The organism is Bradyrhizobium sp. UFLA01-814, assembly GCF_046718885.1.
GTDB classification, from domain to species: Bacteria; Pseudomonadota; Alphaproteobacteria; order Rhizobiales; family Xanthobacteraceae; genus Bradyrhizobium; species Bradyrhizobium elkanii.
In genome coordinates, this window is the sequence record NZ_JAQOSR010000015.1 from 15,889 (window position 1) to 40,704 (window position 24,816).

The window sequence follows — 24,816 nt, forward strand, 5'->3', positions numbered from 1 at the left end:
GGGACCCGCTTGGCTCAGAACTTCAGGTTGGCGAACGCTCGCACGCCGAGGCCCGGCATCAGCACCTCGTCCTTGGTGTAGGAGACGGAGTTGCGGATGTTCTGGTTGAGCAGATTGTTGCCGACCAGACCAAGCGTCATCTCGCGCGCGCCGATCCATGACGAATTCAGCTTGGTGTTGTAGGTGATCTCCGCGTTGAGGAGATTGTAGCCCGCGGTCGGAGTCTCTCCGATGACAGCGATGTCGTTCTGCGCGAAGGCGTGCACCAGATTGATGCGGGTCAGCCAGTTGCTGTCGCGCCAATAGAAACCGCCGCCGAGCCGCACCGGTGGAATCCGCGGCACGTTGCTGCCGTCGGTGAAGGTGGCGCGCACCACGTCGAACTGGTTCTCGATGCCCCAGATGCCGCCGTTGAGCGGGCCGATGTCGAACTGGCTCTGGAATTCGGCGCCGCGGAAGATCGCGTCACGCTGCGAATAAACCGCCTGCCGCGCCTCGTTGTTGGGATCGCCATTGCCGCAGGAGTCGAAATCGTCGCCGCACATCACCCCGGTCAGGCGGCGATAGATGAAGTTGCTGAAGCGGGTGTAGTAGGCGGTGGCCTCGAAGCGGAACGGTCCGGTCGCCTTGCGCAGGCCGATCTCGACCGATTTCGCGGTCTCGATGGTCAGGTTCGGATTGCCGATGTCGAAAGTCGCGGTCGCATCATGCGCGCCGCGCGAGAACAACTCCGCAGGCTTCGGCGCGCGTTCGACATATTGCGCCGTGATGCTGCCGACGAGATCGCCGGGCAGGTTCTGCAGCAGCCCGATGCTGCCGCTGACCGGCGTGTAGGATGGATTGCGCGCGATCGAGCTCTGCGGTGCGCCGTCGGGGAGATAGTCCGCCGGGAAGTTCGGCATCGATCCGTGCAGGTCGACATGCTCGATGCGGCCGGCGATCTGCGCCTTGGTCGAATCCGTGAATTTGAACTCGTTGAACACGTAACCGGCGACCCGGTTGTTGTTGTTCGGACTCCACAGGCCGTTGAACAGCGAGGTCGGATCGTCCGGGCTCGGCGCGGTCAGTTCCTGATGCCCGGCCTGCACGCCGAACGCGGTCGTCACCGTGGCGAAGCGCGCGTTGAACGGCATCATCTGCACCTCGACGCGGGCTTCCTGCTCCTTGTTGGTGAAGGTCTGCCGCACGCCGTCGCTGAACAGGTCGGTCGGATCGGCAAGGCCGAGCTCGTTGTGGTGATAGTCGGTCGCGCCGACCCAGAACCGCACGGCGTCGATCGCTGCAGCGTCGGGCCGGTACTCGCCCTTGACGGCGATCTTGGTCTGGTGCGCGTCGATCCGGGTCTGATGATCGGCGCCGTCGATGCCGGGGATATGGTAGAGCGAGTCGTTCTGGGTGATCGCCGCGCCGATATAGCCGCCCTGGAAGAAATAGGAGGCGCCGACCGACGCGCCGTCCGACTGCGTCGCGGAGTTCGGCTGACGGCCGTTGAATGGCTGGCCGGGCACAAATAAATAAGGATAGCTGGGGATGCTGTAGTCGCTGGTGGTGCGGCCATAGACATCGGCATGCACGGCGACATTGTTGCCACCGGCGTCCAGCAGCATGCCGCCCTCGACGCCGCGATTGACCGAGCTGACCGAGGTGCGGGTCTCGACATTGAGGCAACCCGGCGCGCCGGCGTCGGCCAGCGGAGCCTTCACCGGCAATCCGTAGGACTGAAACGGCGTCGCCGCGCAGGTCGGCATCGCATCGGGAATCCGGTTGTTGGTGGCGCTGACGACGCCGCCGATCGAGGTCGAGCCGTAGCGCAGCGCGGCCGGGCCGCGCACCACTTCGATCTGGTTGGTCGAGAGCGGATCGATCGGGACGAAATGATCCTCGCCGAGATCCGACACGCCGCCGCCGCCAAGACCGTTTTCGACGATGCCGACGCGGTTGACGTCGAGGCCGCGGATGATCGGCCGGCTCGACGCGCCGGGCGCGAAGCTCGAACCGGTGATGCCGGGCTTGGAGAACAGGAGATCGCCGAGCGCGGCGGCGCCGGATCGCCGCAGTTCCTCGTTGGGTATCACGGTGACGGTGGCGAACTGATCGGTAACCACAGGCAGCACGCCCTGCTGCGGTGCCGGCGCGGGTGCCGCAGGCGCCGGTTGCACGGCCGCGGCGCGTTCGCGGTTGCGGCTCGGCGCGGCCCGGACAACATGGCTCGGCGTGCGCGTTGGCGCGGTCCGGTGCCGTTGGATCGGGCTCGGTGCCGTCACGGTGATGTCAGGGAGTTGCGTCGGCGTGTCGTCGGCCAGCGCATTGTGGCTCATCGCGCCCAGCAATAGCCAGCTCACGCTCCCGATGTGGAGTGCTCGTTTCTTCTGAAGTGTCATTGTCCCGATCCAGGCCCGTCGAAATAACGGATCGATTCCGATTTGCCCCGCTGGCGCAGGCCGCAAATGTGACGCGGCCGTCCGCTCAGGGCGTGCAGCAATCAGTCGATGTCAGGACAGGGGAGGTGCGCGGGAGTGGAAGGCCGCCGGCGCCGATTTCAGATGGGCGAATTCGGCATTGGTGGTGCGGAACAGAAGCTCGATCGCTTCCGGCAGCAACAGCACCGGCGGCGCCGTGAACAGCATGCTGCTCGCAAGCGAGATGACGGCGCAGATCGCGCAATTGTCGGCCGGATGCCGGTCGTTGTCGTGATTGGCGGGCTGTGGCGTCCCGGTCACCTGGACCGCGAGGTCCGGCGTCGCCGAGGTCCCGATATAGGCGAGATCGACCAGCGACAGCCCGGTCTGGACCGCGGGCGCCGCTTGCGCGGCCGCGATCGGATGGAAATGCCCGAACGACAGCATGAACTGGACGGCGAGCGCGAACAGCGCCAGCCGCGAGCCAGTCTTGATGTGTCGCCGGAACCACTGCATGCCGATAACGCCCACCCAATCGGGAGCGCATCAACACCCCAGCGCCCCGATGTTACATTATAACATCGGATGGCGTGCGCGATGTCAACCAGCGTTCAGACAAACCGTGTCGATGCGTTGCCTGTGTGTGCTTGATGCAACGCAGACGTGAGCCCGGCCGGGCTCAGCGTCCCTCGCGCAGCCATGTTGCCGCGAATGCGCCGAGCAACAGTAGCAGGCCGACCAGTCCGGCGAACATCGGCAGCACGCCGACACCCTTGACGACGCTGGCGTCGCGCATCTTGACGCCGAGCCAGCCGTCGCCGCGGAAGATCGAGGAGGAGCGCACCGGCACGACGCGCGGCATGTCGAGGCTCGAACCGTCGACGATGCGCCGTGCATCGCCGCCGGTCGTCTGCGCCAGCGGCTTCAGCATCTCGGTGGTCGAGGTGACCTCCGAGAATTCCTTCGGGTTGGTCGGGCCGACATTGATCAGCGCCTTCAGCGTGCCGTCGGTGGCCTGCCACAGGCCGAGCTCGTTTGCGGGCAGCGTCGCGCGCCACTCGCCGGTATCGCCGGCGGTGAGCGTCAGTTCGCGCGTGGTGCCGCTCGGCGAGGTCACGGTGACCGGCGAGACGGTGTCGGCCATGGTCTGGCGCACCACCATGAGATCCTTGCCCTGCACCTGCATGCGCAGCGCCTCTTCATCGAGGTCGGGCTGCTTCATCAGCCAGTGCGACACCCGCCGCAACAAATCGAGATGCGGGCCGCCGCCCTCGTAGCCGCGCGCCCACAGCCAGATGTGGTCGGAGAGCAGCAGCGCGACGCGGCCTTCGCCGAAGCGCGACAGCAGCAGCAGCGGCTTGCCGTCGGCGCCGGTCATGACCGGCGGATTGATCGCGTTGCGGGTATCGACGGTGCGGAAGAACCGGCTCCAATGCGGCGGCTCGGCATTCGAGCCTTCCAGCCCGCGCGTCACCGGATGGCGCTTACCGGCATCGCTCAGATGCGCGTAGAACGGCTTCTCGGTCACGCCGACCGGTTCGGCCGGCAGCACCGAGTCCAGCGGCGTGCGCCAGATGCTGGTGGTCGAGGCGTAGTCGGGGCCGGCGGACACCAGCACCGCGCCGCCGGCGCGGACGTAGCGCGCGATGTTGTCGAAATAGGCGATCGGCAGCACGCCCTGGCGGGCGTAGCGGTCGAAGATGATCAGCTGGAATTCGTTGATCTTCTGCTGGAACAGCTCGCGGGTCGGAAATGCGATCAGCGACAGCTCGTTGATCGGCGTGCCGTCCTGCTTCTCCGGCGGACGCAGAATGGTGAAGTGCACGAGATCGACGCTGGGGTCGGACTTCAAGAGGTTGCGCCAGGTGCGCTCGCCGGAATGCGGCTCGCCGGAAACCAGCAGCACGCGCAGCTTGTCGCGGACGCCGTCGATCGCGACCACGGCGCGGTTGTTGACCGGCGTCAGCTCGTTCTCGAGCGGCGAGGCCTCGATCTCGACGATGTTGGGTCCGGCGTGCTTGATGTCGATGTCGACGCTCGAGGTCTGGCCGCTGGTCAGCGTGCGCTCGTTGATCACTTCGCCGTCGCGGCGGACCGTGACCTTGGCGCGCTCGCCGGTGACGCCCTGGTCGTCGAGCCGGAAGGTGATGGTCTGGGTCTGGCCGACGATGCCGAAGCGGGGCGCGGCAGTGATCGCGATGCGGCGGTCGCGCTCGTCCTTGCGGCCAGTGATCAGTGCGTGGACCGGCGCCTGGAAGCCGAGCGCCTGGGCGTTGGCCGGAATATCGTGCACGCGGCCATCGGTGATCATGAAGGCGCCGGCGACGCGCTCGACCGGAACATCCGACAGCGCCGACGTCAGCGCGCCGAACAGTTTTGTGCCGTCGGTCTCGCCATCGGCCTGACCGGCCTCGACGACGCGGACCTCGAGGCCCTTGATCTGCTTCAGGCTGTCGACCAGCGCCTGCCGCGCCTTGTCGGTCTCCTGGTTGCGCGTGCCGAAATTCTGGCTCGGGCTCTTGTCGACCACGACGGCCGCGACCGAGGACAGCGGCTCGCGGTCCTCGCGGGTGAAGGAGGGATTGGCCAGTGCCAGCAGGATCAGCGCCAGCGCCGCGACCCGCACCGCGGCGCCCCGTGCGCGCGACACCAGGAGCAGCACGGCGATGACGACGATCGCGCCGAGCGCGAGCCACAGCACGAGCGAGGGAACCAGCGGTGTGAACGCGATGCCGTAGTTCATATCATTGTCCCAGCCGCTCGATCAAAGCAGGCGCGTGCACCTGATCGGCCTTGTAATTGCCGGTCAGCGTGTACATCACGATGTTGACGCCGGCGCGGAAGGCGAATTCGCGCTGGCGCGGCTCGCCCGGCGTCAGCGGCAGCATCGGCTGACCGTCGGGGCGGATCGCCCAGGCACCGGCGAGGTCATTCGACGTGATGATGATCGGCGAGACGCCGTCGCCGCCGCGTGCCGGGCGCTGTGCAGCCTCGTCGTCGTCCTCGCGCGGCAATGCCTCGACCCAGGTCTGGCCGGAGTTGAAGCGGCCGGGGAAGTCGCGCAGCAAATAGAACGTCTTGGTCAGCACGTGCTCGCGCGGCACCGGCTCGAGCTCGGGCACGTCGAGGGTCGACAGCAATTCGCGCAGCGTCTGCATGCCGGGCGTTTGCGATGAGCCGCTGTCACCCGGCGGCGCTTCGACGGCGTCACGGGTATCGAAGATGACGGTGCCGCCCTGCTTCATGTAGGCGTCGATCTTGTTGATGGCGTCCTGCGGCGGCTTCGGCGCGCCCGGCACGATCGGCCAGTAGATCAAGGGGAAGAACGCCAGCTCGTCGCGCGCGGGATCGATGCCGACCGGATCGCCGGCCTCCAGCGCGGTGCGCTGTCCGAGGAACAGCGTCAGTCCGGACATCCCCGCCTTGACGATGGAATCGACGTCGGCATTGCCGGTGACGACATAGGCCAGCCGCGTTTGCGACACCGCCTTGATGGCGAAATCGTCGCTGCTCTCCGCCCGTGTCGACGACGGTGCGAACGTCACGAGTATCAAGGCGAAGGCGAGCACGGCCGGTGCCGCGCGCCGCCGGATCAGCGCGGCGAGGCCGCCGCCGAGCATGGCGACCACGATCGCATCGAGCAGGAACAGCGCCAGCGCCGTCGACAGCATGATGCCGCGCAGGTCGCGCGGCTCGGCGTTGGTGTAGCTCGCACGCGTCGCGCGCAGGGCCGAGGTGTCGAGCGGCGCGATACGATCGGCGGAGGCGAGCGTGTTGACCGCGATCGGGCTCTCGGCCGTGCCGTAGAAGCCGGGCGGATGGTCGGCGGTGCCGCGATCGCGATAGTCTGCCGACATCGGCTTGGCGCTCGAGGGCGGCGGGCCGAAGACGCCGAAGCCGTCGAGCGTGCGCAGCGGCGCAACCGTCTCGGCGTTGGGATCGCTGGCGACGCCGGGGCCGGGCTTCGAGGTATAGCCGGACATGTCGATCAGCCGGCGCAGCATCTCAACGAAGGTGCCGGACATCGGCAGATCCGACCAGCGCATGTCGGCGCCGACATGGAACAGGCTGACCACGCCCTTGCCGCGACGCTCGCCGGTGACCAGCGGCGTGCCGTCCTCCAGCGAGGCCCAGCTCTTGGTCGCGAGCACGGCGTCGGGCTCGGCCAGCACCTGGCGGTTGACGGTGATGTCCTTCGGCACGGTGAGGCCGGCGAACGGGCCGTCGGCGGCGAACGAGGCCATGTGCTGCGGCTTCTCCCAGGTCAGGCTGCCGCCGAGCGTGCGTCCGCCGCGGCGCAGCTTGACGGGAACGAGGTCGTCATCGGCCTGGGCGAGGCGGGGACCTGCGAAGCGCAACAGCACGCCGCCTTGCTCGATCCAGGCATTGAGCCGGTCGCGGATCTCCGGCGAGAGCGTGCCGACGTCGGCCATCACGATCATCGGCAGCCGCTGGTCGAGGAATTGCCCGATCACCTGCTGCGGCGCGCCGCGATCGCCGAGCCTGACGTCGGCGAATGGCGACAGCGCGCGGGAGAGATAGAAGGTTGACGCCAAGAGCGGCTGCGCGGTGTCGTTGCTCGCACCCGAGACCACGCCGATGGCGCGGCGGCGCCAGCGCCGGTCGAGCAGCTGCACGGCGCCGGCCGAATGCTCGCCAGAGATTTCGAGTCGTGCGATGTCATTGCGCAACTCGACCGGAAGATCGAAGGCGGCGTCGGTCTCGCGATCCTGCGGTCCGAATGTGTAGCGGGCCTCGCCGATCGGCGAGCCCTTGGCGTCGACCGCGCGCACCGTTCCCGCCGCGATGCCGCTCTCGGTGCGCAGCACCTTCACCGTCATCTTGGCGGCGGCGTTCTCGGCCGCGACCAGCGCCTGCGCCGACTGCGCTCCGCCCGCATAGATCGTCAGATTGCGGCTCTCGATCACCTTGCCGAGCCCCTCGGTGAATTCGCTGGCGCGGCCGGTGTCGACGCCGTCGGACAGCCAGGCGATGTCGCAATCGCCGGTCGATTTGAGGAAACGTTCCAGCGCGCTGAGGGTTTCAACCCGATCGACCGAGTAGGGCTTTGGCGCGAGCTGGCGCAGCGCGACGCGCGCGGCGCCGGCCGGCATCAGCGTGATGTCGCGCGCGGGCTCGGACAGCGGCACCAGCGCGACACCGCGACGGTCGCTGTCGGCGTTGGCGACCAGTTCGTCCGCGGCCCTGATCCGCGCATCCCAGCTCGAGGCCGCGCTCCAGCCGTCGTCGAGCAGGATCACCAGCGGCAATTTGCCGGCGGCGACGCCGGTCTGCGGATTCCAGATCGGGCCGGCGGCGGCGAAGATGACGAGCGCGGCGGCGGCGAGCCGCAGCAGCGTCAGCCACCACGGCGTGCGCGACGGCGTCTCCTCCTTGGGCGCGATGTCGAACAATAGCCGCGTCGGCGGGAATTCGATCCGGCGCGGCCGCGGCGGCATCACGCGCAAGAGCCACCACAGCACCGGCAGGCTGACCAGCCCCAGCAGCAGCAGCGGTTCGGCAAAGGAGAGGGGGAGGCCTGCGATCATGCGCTGCGTCCCGCCTTGACTGTTGAGCGGCCGCCGCCGCCCTTGCTCACCATCATGCCGGCATGCAGGAACAACAGCAGCTCGGCCGCGGAGCGGCTGGTGGTGTGGGTCGAGAACAGCCAGTCGAGCCGGTTGGTCTCATTGCGGATCTGGTCGCGATGCAGCGCGACGCGCGCGACATAGTCGCTCGCCCAGCTCTCGGCGCGGCCCGCGGTGATGACACTGCCGGCTTCCGGCTCGACGAATTCGACACGGCCGGAATAAGGGAAGGTCTCTTCGGCCGGATCGACGACCTGGATCATGGCGCCGTGCGCGCCGGAGGAGGAAAGCCCGGCCAGCATCGCCGTGATTTCTGCTATCGGCGACCAGAAATCCGACAACACGACGACTTCGGCCAGCGACGACGGCACGAAGGACGGCGGCAGGCTCGCGCGCGTCTTCTCGTCGTGCAACATCGCTTCCGCCATCTTGTCGATCACGTTGAGGCTTGCGGTCGGGTTCATCAGGCCGGGAATGCCGACGCGTTCTCCGCCCGCAACGAGCAACTCGGCGAGCGCGAAGGCTACGATCAGTCCGCGCTCCAGTTTGCTGTCGCGCGCCTCGCGCGAGGCAAAGGCCATTGAGGGCGAGCGGTCGGGCCAGATCCACACCGTGTGCGCGGCTTCCCACTCCTGCTCGCGGACATAGAGATGGTCGTCGCGTGCCGAGCGGCGCCAGTCGACGCGCTGCGACGGCTCGCCGGAGACGAAGCGGCGGTATTGCCAAAAATTTTCGCCCGAGCCGGCGCGGCGGCGGCCGTGCAGGCCATGGATGACGTTGGCGGCGACACGGCGGGCCTCAAGCACCAGACGCGGCAGCGACGCGGCGAGCGTTCGGCTTTCGCCATCGGCACGTCGAACCGCAAGGATCTCCTCGTTCTGGTGCCTGTTGTCTGCGGCCATCAACCGATCCGGGTCTTCAGTTGCTTGATCACGTCGGGAATGGTGCGGCCCTCGGCGCGTGCCGAGAAGGTCAGCGCCATGCGGTGCTTGAGCACGGGCTCGGCGAGATCGAGCACATCGTCGATCGACGGCGCGAGTCTTCCATCGAGCAATGCACGGGCACGCACCGCGAGCATCAAGGCCTGGCTGGCGCGGGGACCCGGTCCCCATGCGATCAGCTTGCCGGCCTCGCCGCCCTCGGTGCCGGGACGCGCGGCGCGGACCAGCGTCAGGATCGCCTCGACCACGGAATCGCCGACCGGCAGGCGCCGCACCAGGCGTTGCGCGGTGAGCAGCGTCTCGGCGTCCATCGACGGCGTGGCACGCGCTTCTTCGGCGCCGGTGGTTTCGAACAGGATGCGCCGCTCGGCGTCGCGATCGGGATAGTCGACGTCGATTTCCATCAGGAAGCGGTCGAGCTGCGCTTCGGGCAGCGGGTAGGTGCCTTCCTGCTCGAGTGGGTTTTGGGTCGCGAGCACGTGGAACGGCTTTGGCAAATCATGCCGCGCGCCGGCAATGGTGATGTGCTGCTCCTGCATGGCTTGCAGCAGCGCCGACTGGGTGCGCGGGCTGGCGCGGTTGATCTCGTCGGCCATCAGCAGCTGCGCGAACACCGGACCTGCGATGAAGCGAAACGAACGCTTGCCGGCCGAGCTCTCGTCGAGCACTTCGGCGCCGAGAATATCCGACGGCATCAGGTCCGGCGTGAACTGAATTCGCTTGGCATCGAGGCCGAGCGTGACGCCGAGCGTTTCGACCAGCTTGGTCTTGGCGAGGCCGGGCACGCCGATCAACAGCGCGTGGCCGCCGGACAGGATCGTCACCAGGGTGTTTTCGATCACCTGCTCCTGGCCGAAGATGACGGTGGAGACCGCTTCCTTGGCGGCCTTGATCTGCCCCGCGACCTGCTCGGCCGAACGGACGATCACATCCTCCAGTTTCTCGACGCTGTCTGCACCAGCCATTCGATCCGCTCCTTCTTGACGATGCGCGCACATTGGCGCGCCGTCATCTGTCGTCATCACCTGTCGTCATCTTGGCCCTCATGCTAAACCTGAGCGAAGGCCATGTATTCGTTGAATTAAACTATCCCCACCTTATCGGTGTTTCAGGGTATGAACGGCATCACGATGTGGCGAGAATGACATCCCGACCACATCTCAGGATATGTGCACCAAACGTGCCAGATTGAAGGTAGGAAACCTTAAGGCAAACAATGGCGAAGCAAGGGCAGAGCGATTCCGGCAGGGAAACTACGGGCCTCGGGAGCAAGGGTCTCGAAGGGCTCACCACGGCCGCCAATCAAGCTGCAACATCCGGTCCGGCCGGACGCAAGGGCCTGCCGCCGGTTCACCTGTGGAATCCGCCATTCTGCGGCGATCTCGACATGCGAATCGCGCCTGACGGCACCTGGTTCTACATGGGAACGCCGATCGGCCGCCCCGCGCTGGTGCGGCTGTTCTCCACGATCCTGAAGCGCGAGGACGGCAAGCACTTTCTCGTGACTCCGGTGGAGAAGGTCGGCATCCGCGTCGACGACGCGCCGTTCCTTGCCGTGGAAATGCAGACCGGGGAAGACGCGCGCGGCCGCCTGCTCAGGTTCCGCACCAATGTCGACGATTGGGTCGATTGCGAGAAAGGCCGCGGCCTGAGATTCGAGGCGGCCGAGGACGGCGGATTGACGCCCTATCTGCATGTCCGCGCCGATTTGTGGGCCAAGGTCACCCGCGCGCTCTATTACGATCTGGTTGACATGGGCGAGCAGCGGATGGTCGATGGTCAAGAGATGTTCGGTATCGAGTCCGGCGGCGAGTTCTTCGCGATGGCCGATGCCAGTCAGGTGAGGGACGCACTTTGAACGAGCCGTTGCTGAAGGTGGAGCCGGCGACGATCAGCTCGACGGAATTCTTCGCGCGGGCCCGCACGCGGCTCACTTTCGATGTGCCGCCGGGCCTGGTCGATCCGCATATCATTCCGCGCACCGGAGACTCCGGCAACGACCGCATGCTCGAGATCGTGGCGCAGGAGCAGCCGGTGCGGCCGGCCGCGGTGCTGATCCCGGTGGTCGATCACCCCGAGCCGACCGTGCTGTTGACGCAGCGCTCGCCCAATCTGTCGAGCCATGCCGGCCAGATCTCGTTTCCCGGCGGCAAGATCGACGCCACCGACGCCTCGCCGCTCGATGCCGCGCTGCGCGAGGCCTGCGAGGAAGTCGGGCTGAAGCGGGAATTCATCGACCCGGTCGGCTATCTCGACCTTTATGGTACCGCGTTCGGCTTCCGCATCCTGCCGACGGTCGCCAAGGTGAAGCCGGGATTCACGCTTGCGATCAACGAGGCGGAGGTGGTCGATGCGTTCGAGGTGCCGCTCGCCTTCCTGATGAATCCCGAGAATCATCAGATCCACACCAAGGAATTCCGCGGCATGGACCGGTCCTATTACGCGATGCCGTTCGCCGAGCGCTACATCTGGGGCGCGACCGCGGGCATCCTGCGGGTGTTGTATGAGCGGATCTATCTGTCATGATCCGCACGGTATTGACCGAGATCGGAATCTTTCTGGTCCCGTTCGCGGTCTATGCCATCTTCCTCATCGCGACGCGGTCCGGCGTGACGCTGCCGGCGTCATGGCCGCTCGACATGCTGGCGAAGCTGACGCTGGTGGCGCTGGTCATGGTGATCGTGAGCTTCGTGCTGCTGGCCGAATTGACCGGCGCGCCGCCGAACTCGACCTACGTTCCCGCCCATATCGAGAACGGCAAGCTGGTGCCGGGAGTTGAGAAATGAGCGAGGTGCGCCTGTTGTCCGACGCGCCATGGCTCGCTTCCGGGCCCGCGGCGCACGTGCTCGGCCTGCTCAATGCCGATGGCGAGGAAGCGCGGGTGATCGGCGGGGCCGTGCGCAACGCCTTGATGCAGATTCCGCTCGCCGATATCGACATCGCCACCACGGCGCTGCCGGAGGAGGTGATCCGCCGCGCCAAGCGGGCGGGCATCAAGAGCGTGCCGACCGGCATCGAGCACGGCACGGTGACCCTGGTCGTCGACAGCCAGCCCTTCGAGGTGACGACGCTGCGCGAGGATACCGAGACCTATGGCCGCAAGGCCAGGGTGGCGTTCGGGCGCGACTGGGTGCGCGACGCCGAGCGGCGCGACTTCACCATCAACGGCCTGTCGGTCGACGCCTCGGGCGTCGTGCACGATCACGTCGGCGGCCTCGCCGACATCGAAGCGAGGCGCGTGCGCTTCATCGGCGATCCCGCGCAGCGGATTGCCGAGGACTATCTGCGCATCCTGCGCTTCTTCCGTTTCCATGCCGCCTATGGCGCGGGCGAGGTCGATCGCGCCGGTTATCTCGCCTGCGTCAGCGGGCGCGCCGGATTGGCCGGCCTCTCGGCCGAGCGGATTCGCATGGAGATGCTCAAGCTCGTGGTCGCGAACGGCGCCGCGAGTGCAGTGGTCGCGATGAGTGACGGCGGCTTGCTGCAGCCGCTGTTCGGCGGCGTCGCCTATACCGGCCCGTTCGCGGCGATGATCGAGATCGAGCAACTGATGAAGCTCGCGCCGAGCGCGATGCGAAGGCTGGCCGCGCTGACGGTCGCCGTGACCGAGGACGCGCGGCGCATCGCCAGCCGGCTGCGGCTCTCCAACGCCGAGGCCAAGGCGCTCGATTCGATGGGGCATCGCTGGTGGCGCCTGCCCGGCATGGACGAGGCGCACGCCAAGCGCAGGCTCTACCGGCTCGACGAGGGGCCGTATCGCGACCGGTTGCTGCTCGCTTGGGCGCGCACCGGCGCGGGCCAGGATGTCGATCAATGGCGCGCGCTCGCCACGCTGCCAGAGCGCTGGCGCGCGCCTCACTTTCCCTTGAGGGCGTCGGATTTCGTCGCGCGCGGCATTGCCGAGGGACCGGCACTGGGGCATGTACTGACCTTGGCCGAGGATGCTTGGCTAGCCGCGGATTTCCCGCTGGATCCGCAGGTGTTGTCTGGCATCGCCGACCAGACCGTTTCCCGTTTCACCCGCGATCATCGGCTTTGAATTTCCTCTCCGGCTTCGCAGATATCTCGCTCCTTCAAATTCTGCTTGTCGCAGCCGTTGCGCTGTTTGCTTCCGTGATCGGTGGTCTTGCCGGCTATGGCACCGGCGCCCTGATGCCGCTGGTGCTGGTGCCGATGGTCGGTGCCGAGCCGGTCGTGCCGATCATCGCGATCTCGTCGATCTTCACCAATTCGAGCCGCTTCGTCGCCTTTGTCAGGTTTGCCGACCGCCGCAAGGCAATCATCGTGATCGCGGCGGCGCTATGCTCCACGGCGCTCGGCGCCTACGGCTATACAAGGCTGACCAGTGCCGGCGCCTCGCTCGTGATCGGGAGCATGCTGATCCTGAGCGTGCCGCTCAGGCGGCTGTTGCGCAAGCACAGCGTCAGGATCGGTGAGCGGGGCCTTGCGGCCGGTGCCGTCGGTTATGGCGTCGTGGTCGGCGGCACCGCGGGCTCGGGCGTCATCCTGCTGTCGCTGCTGATGGCGGCCGGGCTCGAAGGCGCCGCCGTGGTCGCGACCGATGCGGTGATTTCGCTGACAAGTGCCGCGGTCAAGATTTCGGTGTTCGGCTTGACCGGCGTCATCACCGCGCAGGTGCTGGCGCTTGCGCTGCTGATCGGCCTGGTCGCCATACCCGGCGCGTTCCTGGCCAAGGCCTTTGTCGAGCGGATGCCGGTGCATATCCACACCGCGATCCTCGATGCCGCCGTGGTCACCGGCGGCGTGGTGATGATTGCAAGCGCGCTGCGCGCGCTCTGACGGGAGGCGGAGGCGATGCTGCCGGCGCCTGCCAGTCAGCATCGCGCCAACGGATCTCACGCCGCCTTGCGCTTCTTCTTGCGGTCGCCGTCGTCGTCTTCGTCCTCGTCGTCTTCTTCCTCGTCGTCCTCGTCTTCGTCGTCTTCCTCTTCATCGTCCTCCGGATCGAGCTCGGTCGATTCGAGTGCGACGAGCGGCAAGGTTTCGCGAAACAGGTCGCCGTCCGTGCCCATCCACAGACACGCGACCTTGTCCTCGTCGATTTCGACGACCGTGATCGGATGGCCGCCGGACTTCAGCATGACGACATCGCCTGGTTTCAGTTCCATGATTTTCCCTCCGCGCTGGATGACGCGGACGGCAGGCTAGCGACCGGTGATGACAGTCAAATCACGGCCGGCGGCAGCTTGAATGGAATTGACGTGGAAAACGGCCGCGATGCGCTATTTGCGCGCGGCAGGAACCAGTTCGCTCAGCGAGCGGATGATGCGGTCGGGCTTGATGGTCGATCCCGGCGGCAGCCCGACACCGTGCACGTCCATCCAGATCGCATAGATGCCAAGCCGCTGCGGCGCCACGACTTCCCACTCGAGATTGTCGCCGATCATCCAGGTGTCGGATGCGGTGACGCCGAGTGCTTCCATCGCGTGCAGGTAGGCGCGCTCCTCCGGCTTGCCGAAGCCGTGCTCGCCCTCGATCTGGATGTGATCGAAGCGATGGCCGAGCGCGAAGCGCTCGACCTTGGCGCGCTGCATGTCGGCGGCGCCGTTGGTGACCAGCGCGAGCTTGATGCCGAGCGCCTTCAAGGCATCGATCGCTTCATGCGCGCCGGGGAAGACGAACATCTCCTCCTCGCGATAGGCGGTGAAGCGATCGGCGATGCGGTCGGCGAGATCGTCCGGCAGCGCGCGGTGACCGGCCGCCGCAAGCGCCGCGAAGCCGCCCTTCACGGTGAGCCGTCGCGCCTCGCCGAGCTTGATCCGCCAGATCGGCTCGGCGGTTGACCAGAATTGCCGCGCATAGGCCAACAGCGCCGTCGCGACCTGATCCGGGGGCAGGGGCGCCAGCTCCGCGGCGAACTCCGTGGTGATCGTGTTCCAGGCGATCTCGGGGCGTCCATAGGCCGACAGGATGGTGTCGTCCATGTCGATCAGCATCGCGCGCGGCAGGTTCATCACGGCCATTTCACCTCCGGCGGCAGCGACGACAGGATCGAATCCACATTGCCGCCGGTCTTCAGGCCGAAGATGGTGCCGCGATCATAGAGCAGGTTGAACTCGACATAGCGACCGCGGCGGACCAGCTGCTCGTCGCGATCCTCCGCGCTCCAGGCGGCCTCGAAATTGCGCCGCACCAGGTCGGGATAGATTTTCAGGAAGCTGCGCCCGACGTCCTGGGTGAAGGCGAGATCGGCCTCCCAGTCGCCGCTGTCGTGCCAGTCATAGAAGATGCCGCCGATGCCGCGGGCTTCCTTGCGGTGCGGCAGGTAGAAATAGTCATCGCACCATTTCTTGTACTTGTCGTAGTCGGCGACGCCGTTCGGCCCGTTGCACGCCTCCTTCATCGCGGCGTGGAAGGCGACCGTGTCGGGGTCCTCCTGGGTGCGCCTGCGGTTCAGCACCGGCGTCAGGTCGGCGCCGCCGCCGAACCAGGCCTTGGTGGTGACGACGAAGCGGGTGTTCATGTGCACGGCAGGCACGTTCGGATTGCGCAAATGCGCGATCAGCGAAATGCCCGAGGCCCAAAATCGTGGATCGTCGGCGGCACCTGGAATCTGCGCGCGGAATTCGGGCGCGAACTCGCCGTGCACGGTCGAGCAGTGCACGCCGACCTTTTCGAACAGCCGGCCCTTCATGATCGACATCACGCCGCCGCCGCCCGGCTTGCCGGTGTGGTCGGTGCGGTCCCAGGGGGTCCGCGCGAACCGGCCGGCGGCGCCGGGATAAAGCCTGGATGGGGCGTCGTCCTCGAGCTTCTCGAAGGCCGCGCAGATGTCGTTGCGCAGCGCCTCGAACCAGCCGCGCGCACGCGCCTTGCGGTCCTCGATGATGGCGGGGTCTGTTGGCAGCATGACTAACCTTGCGGGCCGAAGTAGGTGCAGCTCTCGTTGCAGCTGTCGCGATGGACGCTGACGCGGCTCAGCTTGCCTGCGTGTTGCAGCCGCTCCCAGATGAAGCGCGACAGATTCTCCAGCGTCGGCACGCCGATCGCCTCGATCTTGTTCAGGAACTTATGGTCGAGCGTCTTCTGCACCTCGGCCATCGCGCGTTCGAGCAGGCCGAGATCGATCACCATGCCGGTTTTCGGGTCGGGCGTGCCGCGCACCGTGACTTCGGCGCGGAAGGAGTGGCCGTGAATCTCCTCGCTGGCGGTGCCAAATGTCGTTCCGGACAGCGCATGCGCAGCCTCGAACCGAAACGCTTTCGTCAATTCCCACATCTCGTTCAACAATCCGATTCTGTTAGTTCATCTAATCCCGAGCGTCTTGTGCGTCTGCACGCTAAGGCGCCATTGCGGGTGCTTCAGGCAATAGGCGATCGCCCGCTCGGTATTCTCGATCACGTCGGGGCCGTCCATCGGCTGCAGCGAGAAGCGCTCGAAGGCGAGGCCCGCGAAATCCTCCGGAGTGTTCTCCACCTGCGGATAGACCAGTTTGAGCTCGTGCCCCTTGCGCACCACGAGCTCGGCTGCAGCCTTGGGACTGACGCAGATCCAGTCGAGCCCGTCGGGCGGGGCGATGGTGCCGTTGGTCTCGATCGCGATCGCAAAGCCGTGGTCGTGCAGGGCCTCGATCAGGGCCGCGTCGACCTGCAGCAGCGGCTCGCCGCCGGTCAGGACGACGTAGCGGTCGGCCTCGCCTCCGGTCCATTGCGCGGCAATGGTGCCGGCAAGCTCTTCCGCGGTCGCATAACGGCCGCCCAGCGTGCCGTCGGTGCCGACGAAATCGGTGTCGCAGAATTTGCAGACGGCGCCGGCGCGGTCCTGCTCGCGGCCGCTCCAGAGGTTGCAGCCGGCGAAGCGGCAGAACACGGAGGCCCGGCCCGCATGGGCGCCTTCGCCCTGCAGGGTGAGAAAGATCTCCTTGACCGCGTAGCTCACCAAAAATCCCTTAAGTTGCCGAACCGGCAATTCCTGAACCGGTCTGCCGCAGCGCCTCGCCGACGGCCATGGCCGCCGTGACGGCCACATTGAGCGAACGCATGGTCGGCCGGATCGGAATTACCAGCCGCGCATCCGCTGCGGCCACCACCGCGGCGGTCACCCCTGCCGTCTCGCGCCCGAACAGCAGGACATCGGAGGCCGTATACGCGAAATCAAGGTAGGATTTCGCCGCCTTGGTCGTGAACAGCACCAGCCGGCATCCGGCCTCGGCCCGCCATTCCTCGAATTTCGACCATGAGTCGTGACGCTTCAACCGCACATGGTCGAGATAGTCCATACCCGCCCGGCGGAAATTCCGATCCGAGGTGTCGAATCCCGCCGGTTCGATGATATGGGCCGCCACGTCCAGGCAGGCGCAGAGGCGCAGAATCGTCCCTGTATTCTGGGGGATGTCGGGCTGGAACAGCGCGATCTGCATGGTGCGGGCGGCCTGTGAAATCCGGATGAAATTGTCTCAATAAAACATCGCTCGGCGCGGATTTCGTGCATTGCACGTGTGCGAGCCGATAGCGGGCTTGCGCTCGTCCGGCAAGGGTGCCAATAGAACGATTCTGGACTGCTGTTCCGCCATTTGGGGTGGGGAATAGCGGTTTTCTGCCGCCGCGGGGGCCGCGGGCGCCGGCAGCCTTTCTTGGGGCGCGTCCTGCGTCTCCAGGGCGGTTCCACCGGCTGCAGAAAAGAAAGGGCTAGGAATCGTGACGACAGCGTCTTCGGCGGACCATCCGACACGCCGTGATTTTCTCTTTGTTGCAACCGGAGCTGCCGCCGCGGTCGGCGCAGCCGCCACCGTCTGGCCGCTGGTTGCCCAGATGAACCCGGATGCCGCGACGATCGCGGCCGGCGCGCCGATCGAGGTCGATCTGACGCCGATCGCCGAGGGCCAGGACGTCAAGGTCTTCTGGCGCGGCAAGCCGATCTACATCAGCCATCGCACCAAGAAGCAGATCCAGGAGGCCCAGAGCGTGGCGCTCTCGAGCCTGCCCGATCCGCAGCCCGACTCGGCCCGCGTCAAGGCCGGCCACGACCAGTGGCTGGTTGTGATTGGCATCTGCACCCATCTCGGCTGCATCCCGATCGCCCATGAAGGCAATTACGACGGCTTCTTCTGCCCCTGCCATGGCTCGCAGTACGACTCCTCCGGTCGTATCCGCCAGGGGCCGGCGCCCGCCAACCTGGCGGTGCCGCCCTACGCCTTCCTTTCCGACACCAAAATCCAGATCGGCTAAGTCCCGGCCCCTCCGGGATTTCGGCTTCCACTTGGACCCATCGCGTCGTTTTTCTTCTTCAGGATCGCATCAATGAGCGGACCATCTGATTTCCAACCGAGCAACCCCGCCTTGAAGTGGATCGAACGGCGCCTTCCGATCTTCGGCCTGATCCACTCCTCGTTCGTGGCCTATCCGACGCCGCGCAACCTGAATTACTGGTGGACCTTCGGCGCCATCCTTTCGATGATGCTGGCGCTGCAGATCCTGACCGGCGTGATCCTGGCGATGCACTACACGCCGCACGCCGACCTCGCCTTCAAGTCGGTCGAGCTGATCGTCCGCGACGTCAATTACGGCTGGCTGCTGCGCAACATGCATGCGTGCGGCGCGTCGATGTTCTTCTTCGCCGTCTACATCCATATGTTCCGCGGCCTCTATTACGGGTCGTACAAGGAGCCGCGTGAGGTGCTGTGGATCCTCGGCGTCATCATCTACCTCCTGATGATGGCGACGGGCTTCATGGGCTACGTGCTGCCGTGGGGCCAGATGAGCTTCTGGGGCGCCACCGTCATCACCAATCTGTTCTCGGCCGTGCCCTATTTCGGCGAGAGCATCGTGACCCTGCTGTGGGGCGGCTATTCGGTCGGCAACCCGACGCTGAACCGCTTCTTCTCGCTGCACTATCTGCTGCCGTTCGTGATCGCCGGCGTGGTCGTGCTGCACGTCTGGGCGCTGCACGTCGCAGGTCAGAACAACCCGGCCGGCGTCGAGGCCAAGACCGAGAAGGACACCGTTGCGTTCACGCCGTATGCGACGATCAAGGACATGTTCGGCGTATCCTGCTTCCTGATCTTCTTCGCCTGGTTCATCTTCTACATGCCGAACTATCTCGGCGACGCCGACAACTACATCCCGGCGAACCCGGGCGTGACGCCGGCGCACATCGTGCCTGAATGGTACTACCTGCCGTTCTACGCGATCCTGCGTTCGATCCCGAACAAGCTCGCCGGCGTCGTGGCGATGTTCTCGGCGATCATCATCCTGTGCTTCCTGCCCTGGCTCGACAGCGCACGGACCCGTTCGTCGAAGTATCGCCCGCTGGCCAAGCAGTTCTTCTGGATCTTCGTGGTGGTCTGCATCCTGCTCGGCTACCTCGGCTCGCAGCCGCCGGAAGGCATCTATGTGATCGCCGGCCGCATCCTGACGGTCTGCTACTTCGCCTACTTCCTGATCGTGCTGCCGCTGCTCGCCCGCATCGAGACCCCGCGTCCGGTGCCGAACTCGATCGCTGACGACGTGCTGGCGAAGAGCAAGGGCAGGGCCGCGACCGCGGCCTCTGTGATGCTCGCGATGGTGGTGGCCGGCAGCCTGCTCGTCGGCGGCACCCAGAACGCCAAGGCCGAGGAGGGTGGCAACGCGCCGCCGGCCCAGAAGTGGTCGTTCTCCGGTCCTTTCGGCACCTATGACCGTGGCTCGCTGCAGCGCGGCTTGAAGGTCTACAAGGAAGTCTGTGCCGCCTGTCACGGCCTGTCCTATGTCGCGTTCCGCAACCTCGCCGATCCCGGCGGCCCCGGCTATTCGCCGGCGCAGGCGGCGGCGTTCGCGTCCGAGTACAAGATCAAGGACGGTCCGAACGACCAGGGCGAGATGTTCGAGCGTCCGGGCCGTCCGGCGGATTACTTCCCGTCGCCGTTCCCGAACGAGCAGGCCGCGCGCGCGGCCAATGGCGGCGCGGCGCCGCCCGACCTCTCGCTGATCACCAAGGCGCGGTCCTACAAGCGCGGCTTCCCGCAGTTCGCGATCGACTTCTTCACCCAGTACCAGGAGCAGGGACCTGATTACGTCGACGCCATCCTGCAGGGCTTCGAGGACAAGGCTCCGGCAGGCGTCACGATCCCGGAGGGATCCTACTACAACAAGTACTTCCCCGGCCACGCCATCAAGATGCCGAAGCCGCTGTCCGACGGACAGGTGACCTTCGACGACGGTTCGCCGGCGACGGTCAAGCAGTACGCGCATGACGTCACCACGTTCCTGATGTGGGCCGCCGAGCCGCACATGGAGGAGCGCAAGCGGATCGGCATGCAGGTGTTCTTCTTCCTGGTCGTCTTCGCCTTCCTGATGTACTTCACCAAGCGCAAGGTCTGGGCCAACGCCCACTGATCTCGGGTACGGTATAGCGAGTTTGAAAAAGCCCCTTCGGGGGCTTTTTTGTTTGCAATCTCTCCGTCATTCCGGGGTGACGCGGTAGCATCGAACCCGGAATGACAGTGTCGTCAATTGCGTCGGCCGCCGAGTGCGGACAAGATGCCGGCCAATCAGCCGGCAAACATTGCGGAGGAACTCATGGGTACCAGCATCAGCTTCAAGCGTCCGGACGGCAAGGAAGCGTCGGGCTATCTCGCCAATGCGGCGCGCGGCAACGCACCCGGCGTCGTCGTGATCCAGGAATGGTGGGGCCTGTCGGACCAGATCAAGGGCCTGTGCGACCGCTTCGCGGTGGCCGGCTTCGATGCGCTGGCGCCAGATCTCTACAAGGGCAAGGTGGTGCCGTATCACGACACCGATGCCGCGGGCAAAGAGATGAACTCGCTCGACTTCATGGACGCCACCACGCAGACGGTGCGGGGCGCTGCGCAGTATCTCGCCAAGAACGGCGCCAAGGTCGGCCTGACCGGCTTCTGCCTCGGCGGCGCGGTGACCATCATCGGCTCGGTGCATGTGCCGGAATTGACCGCGGGCGTCGTGTTCTACGGCATCCCGCCGGAGCAGGCCGCCAAGCCCGCCGACGTCAGGATTCCGCTGCAGGCGCACTTCGCCAACAAGGACGATTGGTGCACGCCCGAGCTTGTCAGCAATTTCGAGAAGGCGATGAAGGCCGCCGGCAAGTCGCTCGAGCTGTTCCGCTACGACGCCGAGCACGCCTTCGTCAACGAGCAGCGCCAGTCGGTGCACGACCGTGAGGCGGCCGAACTCGCCTGGGGCCGCGCCACGGACTTCTTCAAGAAGCATCTGGGGTAGAGGTACGACGCGCACACGTTGTGTCGTCCCTGCGAAAGCAGGGACCCATACGCCGCGGCCGTTGTGACAGGCACTCGGGCAGTCATCTCGCCAAAATAACTACGCCCTGTGGTTATGGGTCCCTGCTCCCGTGCGCAATTGCGCACTAGGCAGGGACGACGGCGAGATCTAACTCTCCGCCTTCACCCCGTCCCACCACGGGCAGGTCCCCGACATCAGCCTGAAATTGCCTTCCATCACCTGCACCGGTGCGCGTTTGCCCTCGGCGGCGGCGCGCATCCGCATCTCGCGCGCGACGGCGCGGTCCTCCGGCGACAGCCAGACCCGCTCGTGGCCCCACAGGCTCGGGCCGTCATGCATCTCGAACGGCGTCCAGTTCGCCGGGTCGATCTCGCGGCCGCCCCAGCCGCACTCGACCATGAAGGCCGACGGCGACCTGGCGTAGAACGACGTCATCAGATCGTTGGTATGACGGCCGAGCGTGACGTTGACCCGGTCTTCCTGCTGGGCGACGTCATAGGCTTGGCCGACATCGTCGAGCGAGAACAGCTCCACCATCAGATGATGCATGCCGTTCGTGCCGGTCTCGATCAGCGCCAGCGAGTGGTGGCGGGCGTTGACGTGGAAGAAATAGGCGCGGAACGGCTTCTCGATGTAGTCGCTTAAGCCGAAGCCGAGCACGTCGACATAGAAGCTCATCACGGGGGCGATGTGCTCGACCGTCAGCACGGCGTGGCCGAGGCCGAGCGGCCCGGTACGGAAGCCGGAGATCGAGCGCCCAGGCCTGAACGGCGTGTCGTCGATCTCGGCGCCGTGAAACGCCTCGAGACGATTGCCGGCGGGATCCCGAAACGAGATCAGGCCGCGCACCCGCCTTGCGTCAGCGAGCGCCTGCGGCTCCGCGGTCACGGCGACACCGGCACGTTCCAGCCGTGCCGCCAGCGCGTCGAGGGCCGCACGGTCAGCCACCTCCCAGCCGAAGAACCGGGTGCCTTCGCCCTGGGCGCGGTCGATCACGATGCGCTGCTTGCGGTCGTCCATCCGGAACGCGAGCAACGAGTTGCCGCGCTCGACCGCCTGCAGCCCGACGAGGCCAGTGCCGAACTGCCGCCAGTCGTCGAGCGCGTCGGAGCCGAAGCCGGCATATCCGAGACCCAAAATCGTCATCTGCGCCTCCGCCATCTGTCTGTTTTTTGGGCGGCCGGCCGGCCGCCATTTCGGCAAATGCTACGCGGTTTCTTGCCCCTTCAAACCCCGAAAATGCCGCCCAGAGGGGCGTCCCGCCTTGGGGCAGGGGTGCCGGGCCATCTCTTGACACGGCCCGCGCCGGGTGGTGAGTAACGGGCATGAGCACCGTTGCCAGCCCATCCCGTCGTTGGTGGCCCACCTTCTCATAGGTGGCCGGTGCGTTTTCTTTTTTCACAAACGTCGAAGGTCGCCATCGCAGTGCGACCGATGGTTAGTTTATTTGCCCTTCGTTTGTCCTGTGTGGCGCTCTCTCGGCAAGTCTCGTAAGAGGATCACATGAACAGGACAGTCTTCTCCCTGCCGGCCAAGAGCGAATACCTGACCAATGGCGGCCTTGCGGTCGCGCGCGTGGTCGAGCAGTTCACCGGCGGCGCCAACCGCCTCGACGATTTGATCGCGCTGCTGGACCGCCGCCGCGGCGTGGTGCTGTCCTCGGGCACGACGGTACCGGGCCGCTACGAGAGCTTTGACCTCGGCTTTGCCGATCCGCCGCTGGTGCTGGAGACGTCAGGCACCAACTTCTCGTTGCAGGCGCTGAACCCGCGCGGCGAGGTCCTGATCGCTTTCCTCGGCGACGTGCTGCGCGAGCCCTGCGTCGTGATATCGGAGCGGACCCCAACACGGCTCGCCGGCCATATCATCCGCGGCGCCGCGCCGGTCGAAGAAGACCAGCGTACCCGCCGCGCCAGCGTGATGTCGCTGGTGCGCGACATGGTGGCGGCGTTCACCTCCAATGCCGATCCGCTGCTCGGCCTGTTCGGCGCCTTCGCCTACGACCTCGTGTTCCAGATCGAGGACCTCGTGCAGAAGCGGACCCGCGAGGCCGACCAGCGCGACATCGTGCTCTACGTGCCGGACCGGCTGCTGGCTTATGACCGCGCCACCGGCCGCGGCGTGGCGCTCACTTACGAGTTCGCGTGGAAGGGCAAATCCACCGCCGGCCAGTCGCAGGAGACCGCGCCGAGCCTCTACGCCAGGAACGGCCGGCAGGGCTTTGCCGATCACGCTCCCGGCGAATATCAGGCGACCGTCGAGGTCGCGCGCGCGGCGTTTGCCCGCGGCGACCTGTTCGAGGCGGTGCCCGGGCAGCTGTTCGCCGAGCCTTGCGAGCGCTCGCCGGCGGAAGTGTTCCAGCGGCTCTGCCGCATCAACCCGTCGCCCTATGGCGCGTTGATGAATCTCGGCGACGGCGAATTCCTGGTCTCCGCGTCGCCGGAGATGTTCGTGCGCTCCGACGGCCGCCGGGTCGAGACCTGCCCGATCTCGGGCACCATCGCACGCGGCTCGGACTCGATCGGCGATGCCGAGCAGATCCGTAAGCTCCTGAACTCGGAGAAGGACGAGTTCGAGCTCAACATGTGCACCGACGTCGACCGCAACGACAAGGCGCGCGTCTGCGTGCCCGGCACCATCAAGGTGCTGGCGCGGCGTCAGATCGAGACCTACTCGAAGCTGTTCCACACCGTCGATCACGTCGAGGGCATGCTGCGGCCGGGCTTCGATTCGCTCGACGCCTTCCTGACCCATGCCTGGGCCGTGACGGTGACCGGCGCGCCGAAACTGTGGGCGATGCAGTTCGTCGAGGATCACGAGCGGTCGCCGCGGCGCTGGTATGCCGGCGCGATCGGCTGCGTCAATTTCGACGGCAGCATCAACACCGGGCTCACCATCCGCACCATCCGCATGAAGGACGGTCTCGCCGAGGTGCGCGTCGGCGCGACCTGCCTGTTCGATTCAGATCCCGCCGCCGAAGACCGCGAGTGCCAGGTCAAGGCCGCGGCGCTGTTCCAGGCGCTGCGCGGCGATCCGCCGAAGCCGCTGTCGGATTTCGCGCCCGACGCCACCGGCTCCGGCAAGAACGTGCTCTTGATCGATCACGACGACAGCTTCGTGCACATGCTGGCCGATTACTTCCGCCAGGTCGGCGCCAACGTCACCGTGGTCAGGCATATCCATGCCCAGGACATGCTCAAGAAGAAGGGCTGGGACCTCCTGGTGCTGTCGCCCGGACCGGGTCGGCCGGAGGATTTTGGTATCGCGAAGACCATCGATACCGCGCTCGAGAAGCAGCTGCCGATCTTCGGCGTCTGCCTCGGCGTGCAGGCGATCGGCGAGTATTTCGGCGGCCAGCTCGGCCAGCTCGGTCAGCCCGCGCATGGCCGTCCGTCGCGCGTCCAGGTGCGCGGTGGCCGGCTGATGCGCAACCTGCCCAACGAGATCGTGATCGGCCGCTACCACTCGCTGTTTGTCGAGCGCGACAGCGTGCCCGAGGTGCTAGCGGTGACCGCGACCACCGAGGACGGCGTCGCGATGGTGATCGAGCACAAGACCCTGCCGGTCGGCGGCGTGCAATTCCATCCGGAGTCGCTGATGTCGCTCGGCAACGAGGTGGGCCTGCGCATTGTCGAGAATGCATTCCGGCTTAATCCGCCGGCCAATTGAGGATTGC

The 24,816-nt window shown here is 66.3% G+C and carries 22 protein-coding genes; 9 read left to right on the top strand and 13 right to left on the bottom strand.

The annotated features are described in order from the left end of the window. Positions 1-14: 14 nt before the first annotated feature. The 6 genes from PMN64_RS07185 to PMN64_RS07210 form a co-directional block, all read right to left on the bottom strand. A complete protein-coding gene (locus PMN64_RS07185) occupies positions 15-2,381 on the bottom strand; it encodes a TonB-dependent receptor (RefSeq protein WP_411780211.1) in 2,367 nt (788 codons plus the stop codon). Between the two features lie 111 nt (positions 2,382-2,492). Next, entirely contained in the window at positions 2,493-2,915 is a 423-nt protein-coding gene (locus PMN64_RS07190) for a DUF2946 family protein (protein WP_028338626.1), read from the bottom strand. A 163-nt stretch (positions 2,916-3,078) separates the two neighbouring features. Further along, positions 3,079-5,142 (bottom strand): hypothetical protein, encoded by a 2,064-nt coding sequence (locus tag PMN64_RS07195; RefSeq protein ID WP_411780212.1) that lies wholly within the window; start codon positions 5,140-5,142, stop codon positions 3,079-3,081. A 1-nt stretch (position 5,143) separates the two neighbouring features. Further along, positions 5,144-7,945: a DUF4159 domain-containing protein gene (locus PMN64_RS07200; protein ID WP_411780236.1), complete on the bottom strand. Its 2,802-nt coding sequence runs from the start codon at positions 7,943-7,945 to the stop codon at positions 5,144-5,146. Then, positions 7,945-8,889, bottom strand: a complete 945-nt coding sequence (locus tag PMN64_RS07205; RefSeq protein WP_411780213.1) for a DUF58 domain-containing protein — start codon at positions 8,887-8,889, stop codon at positions 7,945-7,947. Before PMN64_RS07205 ends, PMN64_RS07200 begins: the two co-directional genes overlap by 1 nt. Then, positions 8,889-9,893, bottom strand: a complete 1,005-nt coding sequence (locus tag PMN64_RS07210) for an AAA family ATPase (RefSeq protein WP_028338630.1) — start codon at positions 9,891-9,893, stop codon at positions 8,889-8,891. The genes PMN64_RS07205 and PMN64_RS07210 overlap by 1 nt, the downstream gene beginning before the upstream one ends. A 251-nt stretch (positions 9,894-10,144) precedes the next feature. Here PMN64_RS07210 and PMN64_RS07215 point away from each other — a divergent pair, with 251 nt between their 5' ends. The 5 genes from PMN64_RS07215 to PMN64_RS07235 are packed head-to-tail and all read left to right on the top strand — an operon-like array spanning position 10,145 to position 13,728. Further along, entirely contained in the window at positions 10,145-10,786 is a 642-nt protein-coding gene (locus tag PMN64_RS07215) for a DUF1285 domain-containing protein (RefSeq protein WP_411780214.1), read from the top strand. A gap of 32 nt (positions 10,787-10,818) precedes the next feature. Next, positions 10,819-11,454 carry a CoA pyrophosphatase gene (locus tag PMN64_RS07220; protein ID WP_371852161.1) on the top strand — a complete coding sequence of 212 codons (636 nt, stop codon included), beginning with the start codon at positions 10,819-10,821 and terminating at the stop codon, positions 11,452-11,454. After that, a complete protein-coding gene (locus PMN64_RS07225; RefSeq protein ID WP_028338631.1) occupies positions 11,451-11,714 on the top strand; it encodes a DUF6111 family protein in 264 nt (87 codons plus the stop codon). The genes PMN64_RS07220 and PMN64_RS07225 overlap by 4 nt, the downstream gene beginning before the upstream one ends. Beyond that, positions 11,711-12,967, top strand: coding sequence for a CCA tRNA nucleotidyltransferase (locus PMN64_RS07230; protein WP_028338632.1), 1,257 nt, complete (start codon positions 11,711-11,713; stop codon positions 12,965-12,967). The genes PMN64_RS07225 and PMN64_RS07230 overlap by 4 nt, the downstream gene beginning before the upstream one ends. Next, entirely contained in the window at positions 12,964-13,728 is a 765-nt protein-coding gene (locus PMN64_RS07235) for a TSUP family transporter (protein ID WP_028338633.1), read from the top strand. Before PMN64_RS07230 ends, PMN64_RS07235 begins: the two co-directional genes overlap by 4 nt. A gap of 56 nt (positions 13,729-13,784) precedes the next feature. Here PMN64_RS07235 and PMN64_RS07240 read toward each other — a convergent pair whose 3' ends face one another. The 6 genes from PMN64_RS07240 to PMN64_RS07265 all read right to left on the bottom strand — a co-directional run bounded on the left by PMN64_RS07240 (position 13,785) and on the right by PMN64_RS07265 (position 17,308). Continuing rightward, the gene (locus PMN64_RS07240; RefSeq protein ID WP_304496903.1) at positions 13,785-14,057 is read right to left on the bottom strand and encodes a DUF2158 domain-containing protein; all 273 of its coding nucleotides are present in this window, start codon (positions 14,055-14,057) and stop codon (positions 13,785-13,787) included. 114 nt (positions 14,058-14,171) lie between these two features. Next, entirely contained in the window at positions 14,172-14,912 is a 741-nt protein-coding gene (locus PMN64_RS07245; RefSeq protein WP_028338635.1) for an HAD family hydrolase, read from the bottom strand. Continuing rightward, the gene (hemF, locus tag PMN64_RS07250) at positions 14,903-15,799 is read right to left on the bottom strand and encodes an oxygen-dependent coproporphyrinogen oxidase (protein WP_028338636.1); all 897 of its coding nucleotides are present in this window, start codon (positions 15,797-15,799) and stop codon (positions 14,903-14,905) included. The genes PMN64_RS07245 and hemF overlap by 10 nt, the downstream gene beginning before the upstream one ends. A 2-nt stretch (positions 15,800-15,801) precedes the next feature. Next, entirely contained in the window at positions 15,802-16,167 is a 366-nt protein-coding gene (locus tag PMN64_RS07255; protein WP_028338637.1) for a 6-pyruvoyl trahydropterin synthase family protein, read from the bottom strand. A gap of 27 nt (positions 16,168-16,194) precedes the next feature. Further along, positions 16,195-16,827 carry a 7-carboxy-7-deazaguanine synthase gene (queE, locus tag PMN64_RS07260; protein WP_411780215.1) on the bottom strand — a complete coding sequence of 211 codons (633 nt, stop codon included), beginning with the start codon at positions 16,825-16,827 and terminating at the stop codon, positions 16,195-16,197. A 10-nt stretch (positions 16,828-16,837) separates the two neighbouring features. Beyond that, positions 16,838-17,308 carry a tRNA (cytidine(34)-2'-O)-methyltransferase gene (locus PMN64_RS07265; protein ID WP_028338639.1) on the bottom strand — a complete coding sequence of 157 codons (471 nt, stop codon included), beginning with the start codon at positions 17,306-17,308 and terminating at the stop codon, positions 16,838-16,840. A 277-nt stretch (positions 17,309-17,585) separates the two neighbouring features. Here PMN64_RS07265 and petA point away from each other — a divergent pair, with 277 nt between their 5' ends. The 3 genes from petA to PMN64_RS07280 all read left to right on the top strand — a co-directional run bounded on the left by petA (position 17,586) and on the right by PMN64_RS07280 (position 21,119). Beyond that, entirely contained in the window at positions 17,586-18,116 is a 531-nt protein-coding gene (gene petA / locus PMN64_RS07270) for a ubiquinol-cytochrome c reductase iron-sulfur subunit (RefSeq protein WP_028338640.1), read from the top strand. A gap of 72 nt (positions 18,117-18,188) precedes the next feature. Continuing rightward, complete coding sequence (locus PMN64_RS07275; RefSeq protein WP_026193258.1) at positions 18,189-20,261, top strand: cytochrome c1; 2,073 nt, start codon at positions 18,189-18,191, stop codon at positions 20,259-20,261. A gap of 183 nt (positions 20,262-20,444) precedes the next feature. After that, positions 20,445-21,119 (top strand): dienelactone hydrolase family protein, encoded by a 675-nt coding sequence (locus PMN64_RS07280; RefSeq protein ID WP_026193257.1) that lies wholly within the window; start codon positions 20,445-20,447, stop codon positions 21,117-21,119. Between the two features lie 168 nt (positions 21,120-21,287). On the opposite strand, the gene PMN64_RS07285 is transcribed toward PMN64_RS07280, so the two are convergent. Beyond that, positions 21,288-22,286, bottom strand: a complete 999-nt coding sequence (locus tag PMN64_RS07285; RefSeq protein WP_411780216.1) for a VOC family protein — start codon at positions 22,284-22,286, stop codon at positions 21,288-21,290. 357 nt (positions 22,287-22,643) lie between these two features. Between PMN64_RS07285 and PMN64_RS07290 the strand changes: the two genes are divergently transcribed. Further along, positions 22,644-24,809 (top strand): anthranilate synthase component I, encoded by a 2,166-nt coding sequence (locus tag PMN64_RS07290; protein ID WP_411780217.1) that lies wholly within the window; start codon positions 22,644-22,646, stop codon positions 24,807-24,809. The last annotated feature ends 7 nt before the right edge of the window (positions 24,810-24,816 follow it).

Bases quoted from the DNA above. Each gene is read 5' to 3' on its own strand.
- PMN64_RS07185 (WP_411780211.1), bottom strand. From the start codon at position 2,381: ATGACACTTCAGAAGAAACGAGCACTCCACATCGGGAGCGTGAGCTGG.
- PMN64_RS07190 (WP_028338626.1), bottom strand. From the start codon at position 2,915: ATGCAGTGGTTCCGGCGACACATCAAGACTGGCTCGCGGCTGGCGCTG.
- PMN64_RS07195 (WP_411780212.1), bottom strand. From the start codon at position 5,142: ATGAACTACGGCATCGCGTTCACACCGCTGGTTCCCTCGCTCGTGCTG.
- PMN64_RS07205 (WP_411780213.1), bottom strand. From the start codon at position 8,889: ATGGCCGCAGACAACAGGCACCAGAACGAGGAGATCCTTGCGGTTCGA.
- PMN64_RS07210 (WP_028338630.1), bottom strand. From the start codon at position 9,893: ATGGCTGGTGCAGACAGCGTCGAGAAACTGGAGGATGTGATCGTCCGT.
- PMN64_RS07215 (WP_411780214.1), top strand. From the start codon at position 10,145: ATGGCGAAGCAAGGGCAGAGCGATTCCGGCAGGGAAACTACGGGCCTC.
- PMN64_RS07225 (WP_028338631.1), top strand. From the start codon at position 11,451: ATGATCCGCACGGTATTGACCGAGATCGGAATCTTTCTGGTCCCGTTC.
- PMN64_RS07230 (WP_028338632.1), top strand. From the start codon at position 11,711: ATGAGCGAGGTGCGCCTGTTGTCCGACGCGCCATGGCTCGCTTCCGGG.
- PMN64_RS07240 (WP_304496903.1), bottom strand. From the start codon at position 14,057: ATGGAACTGAAACCAGGCGATGTCGTCATGCTGAAGTCCGGCGGCCAT.
- PMN64_RS07245 (WP_028338635.1), bottom strand. From the start codon at position 14,912: ATGGCCGTGATGAACCTGCCGCGCGCGATGCTGATCGACATGGACGAC.
- hemF (WP_028338636.1), bottom strand. From the start codon at position 15,799: ATGCTGCCAACAGACCCCGCCATCATCGAGGACCGCAAGGCGCGTGCG.
- PMN64_RS07255 (WP_028338637.1), bottom strand. From the start codon at position 16,167: ATGTGGGAATTGACGAAAGCGTTTCGGTTCGAGGCTGCGCATGCGCTG.
- PMN64_RS07265 (WP_028338639.1), bottom strand. From the start codon at position 17,308: ATGCAGATCGCGCTGTTCCAGCCCGACATCCCCCAGAATACAGGGACG.
- PMN64_RS07275 (WP_026193258.1), top strand. From the start codon at position 18,189: ATGAGCGGACCATCTGATTTCCAACCGAGCAACCCCGCCTTGAAGTGG.
- PMN64_RS07280 (WP_026193257.1), top strand. From the start codon at position 20,445: ATGGGTACCAGCATCAGCTTCAAGCGTCCGGACGGCAAGGAAGCGTCG.
- PMN64_RS07285 (WP_411780216.1), bottom strand. From the start codon at position 22,286: ATGACGATTTTGGGTCTCGGATATGCCGGCTTCGGCTCCGACGCGCTC.
- PMN64_RS07290 (WP_411780217.1), top strand. From the start codon at position 22,644: ATGAACAGGACAGTCTTCTCCCTGCCGGCCAAGAGCGAATACCTGACC.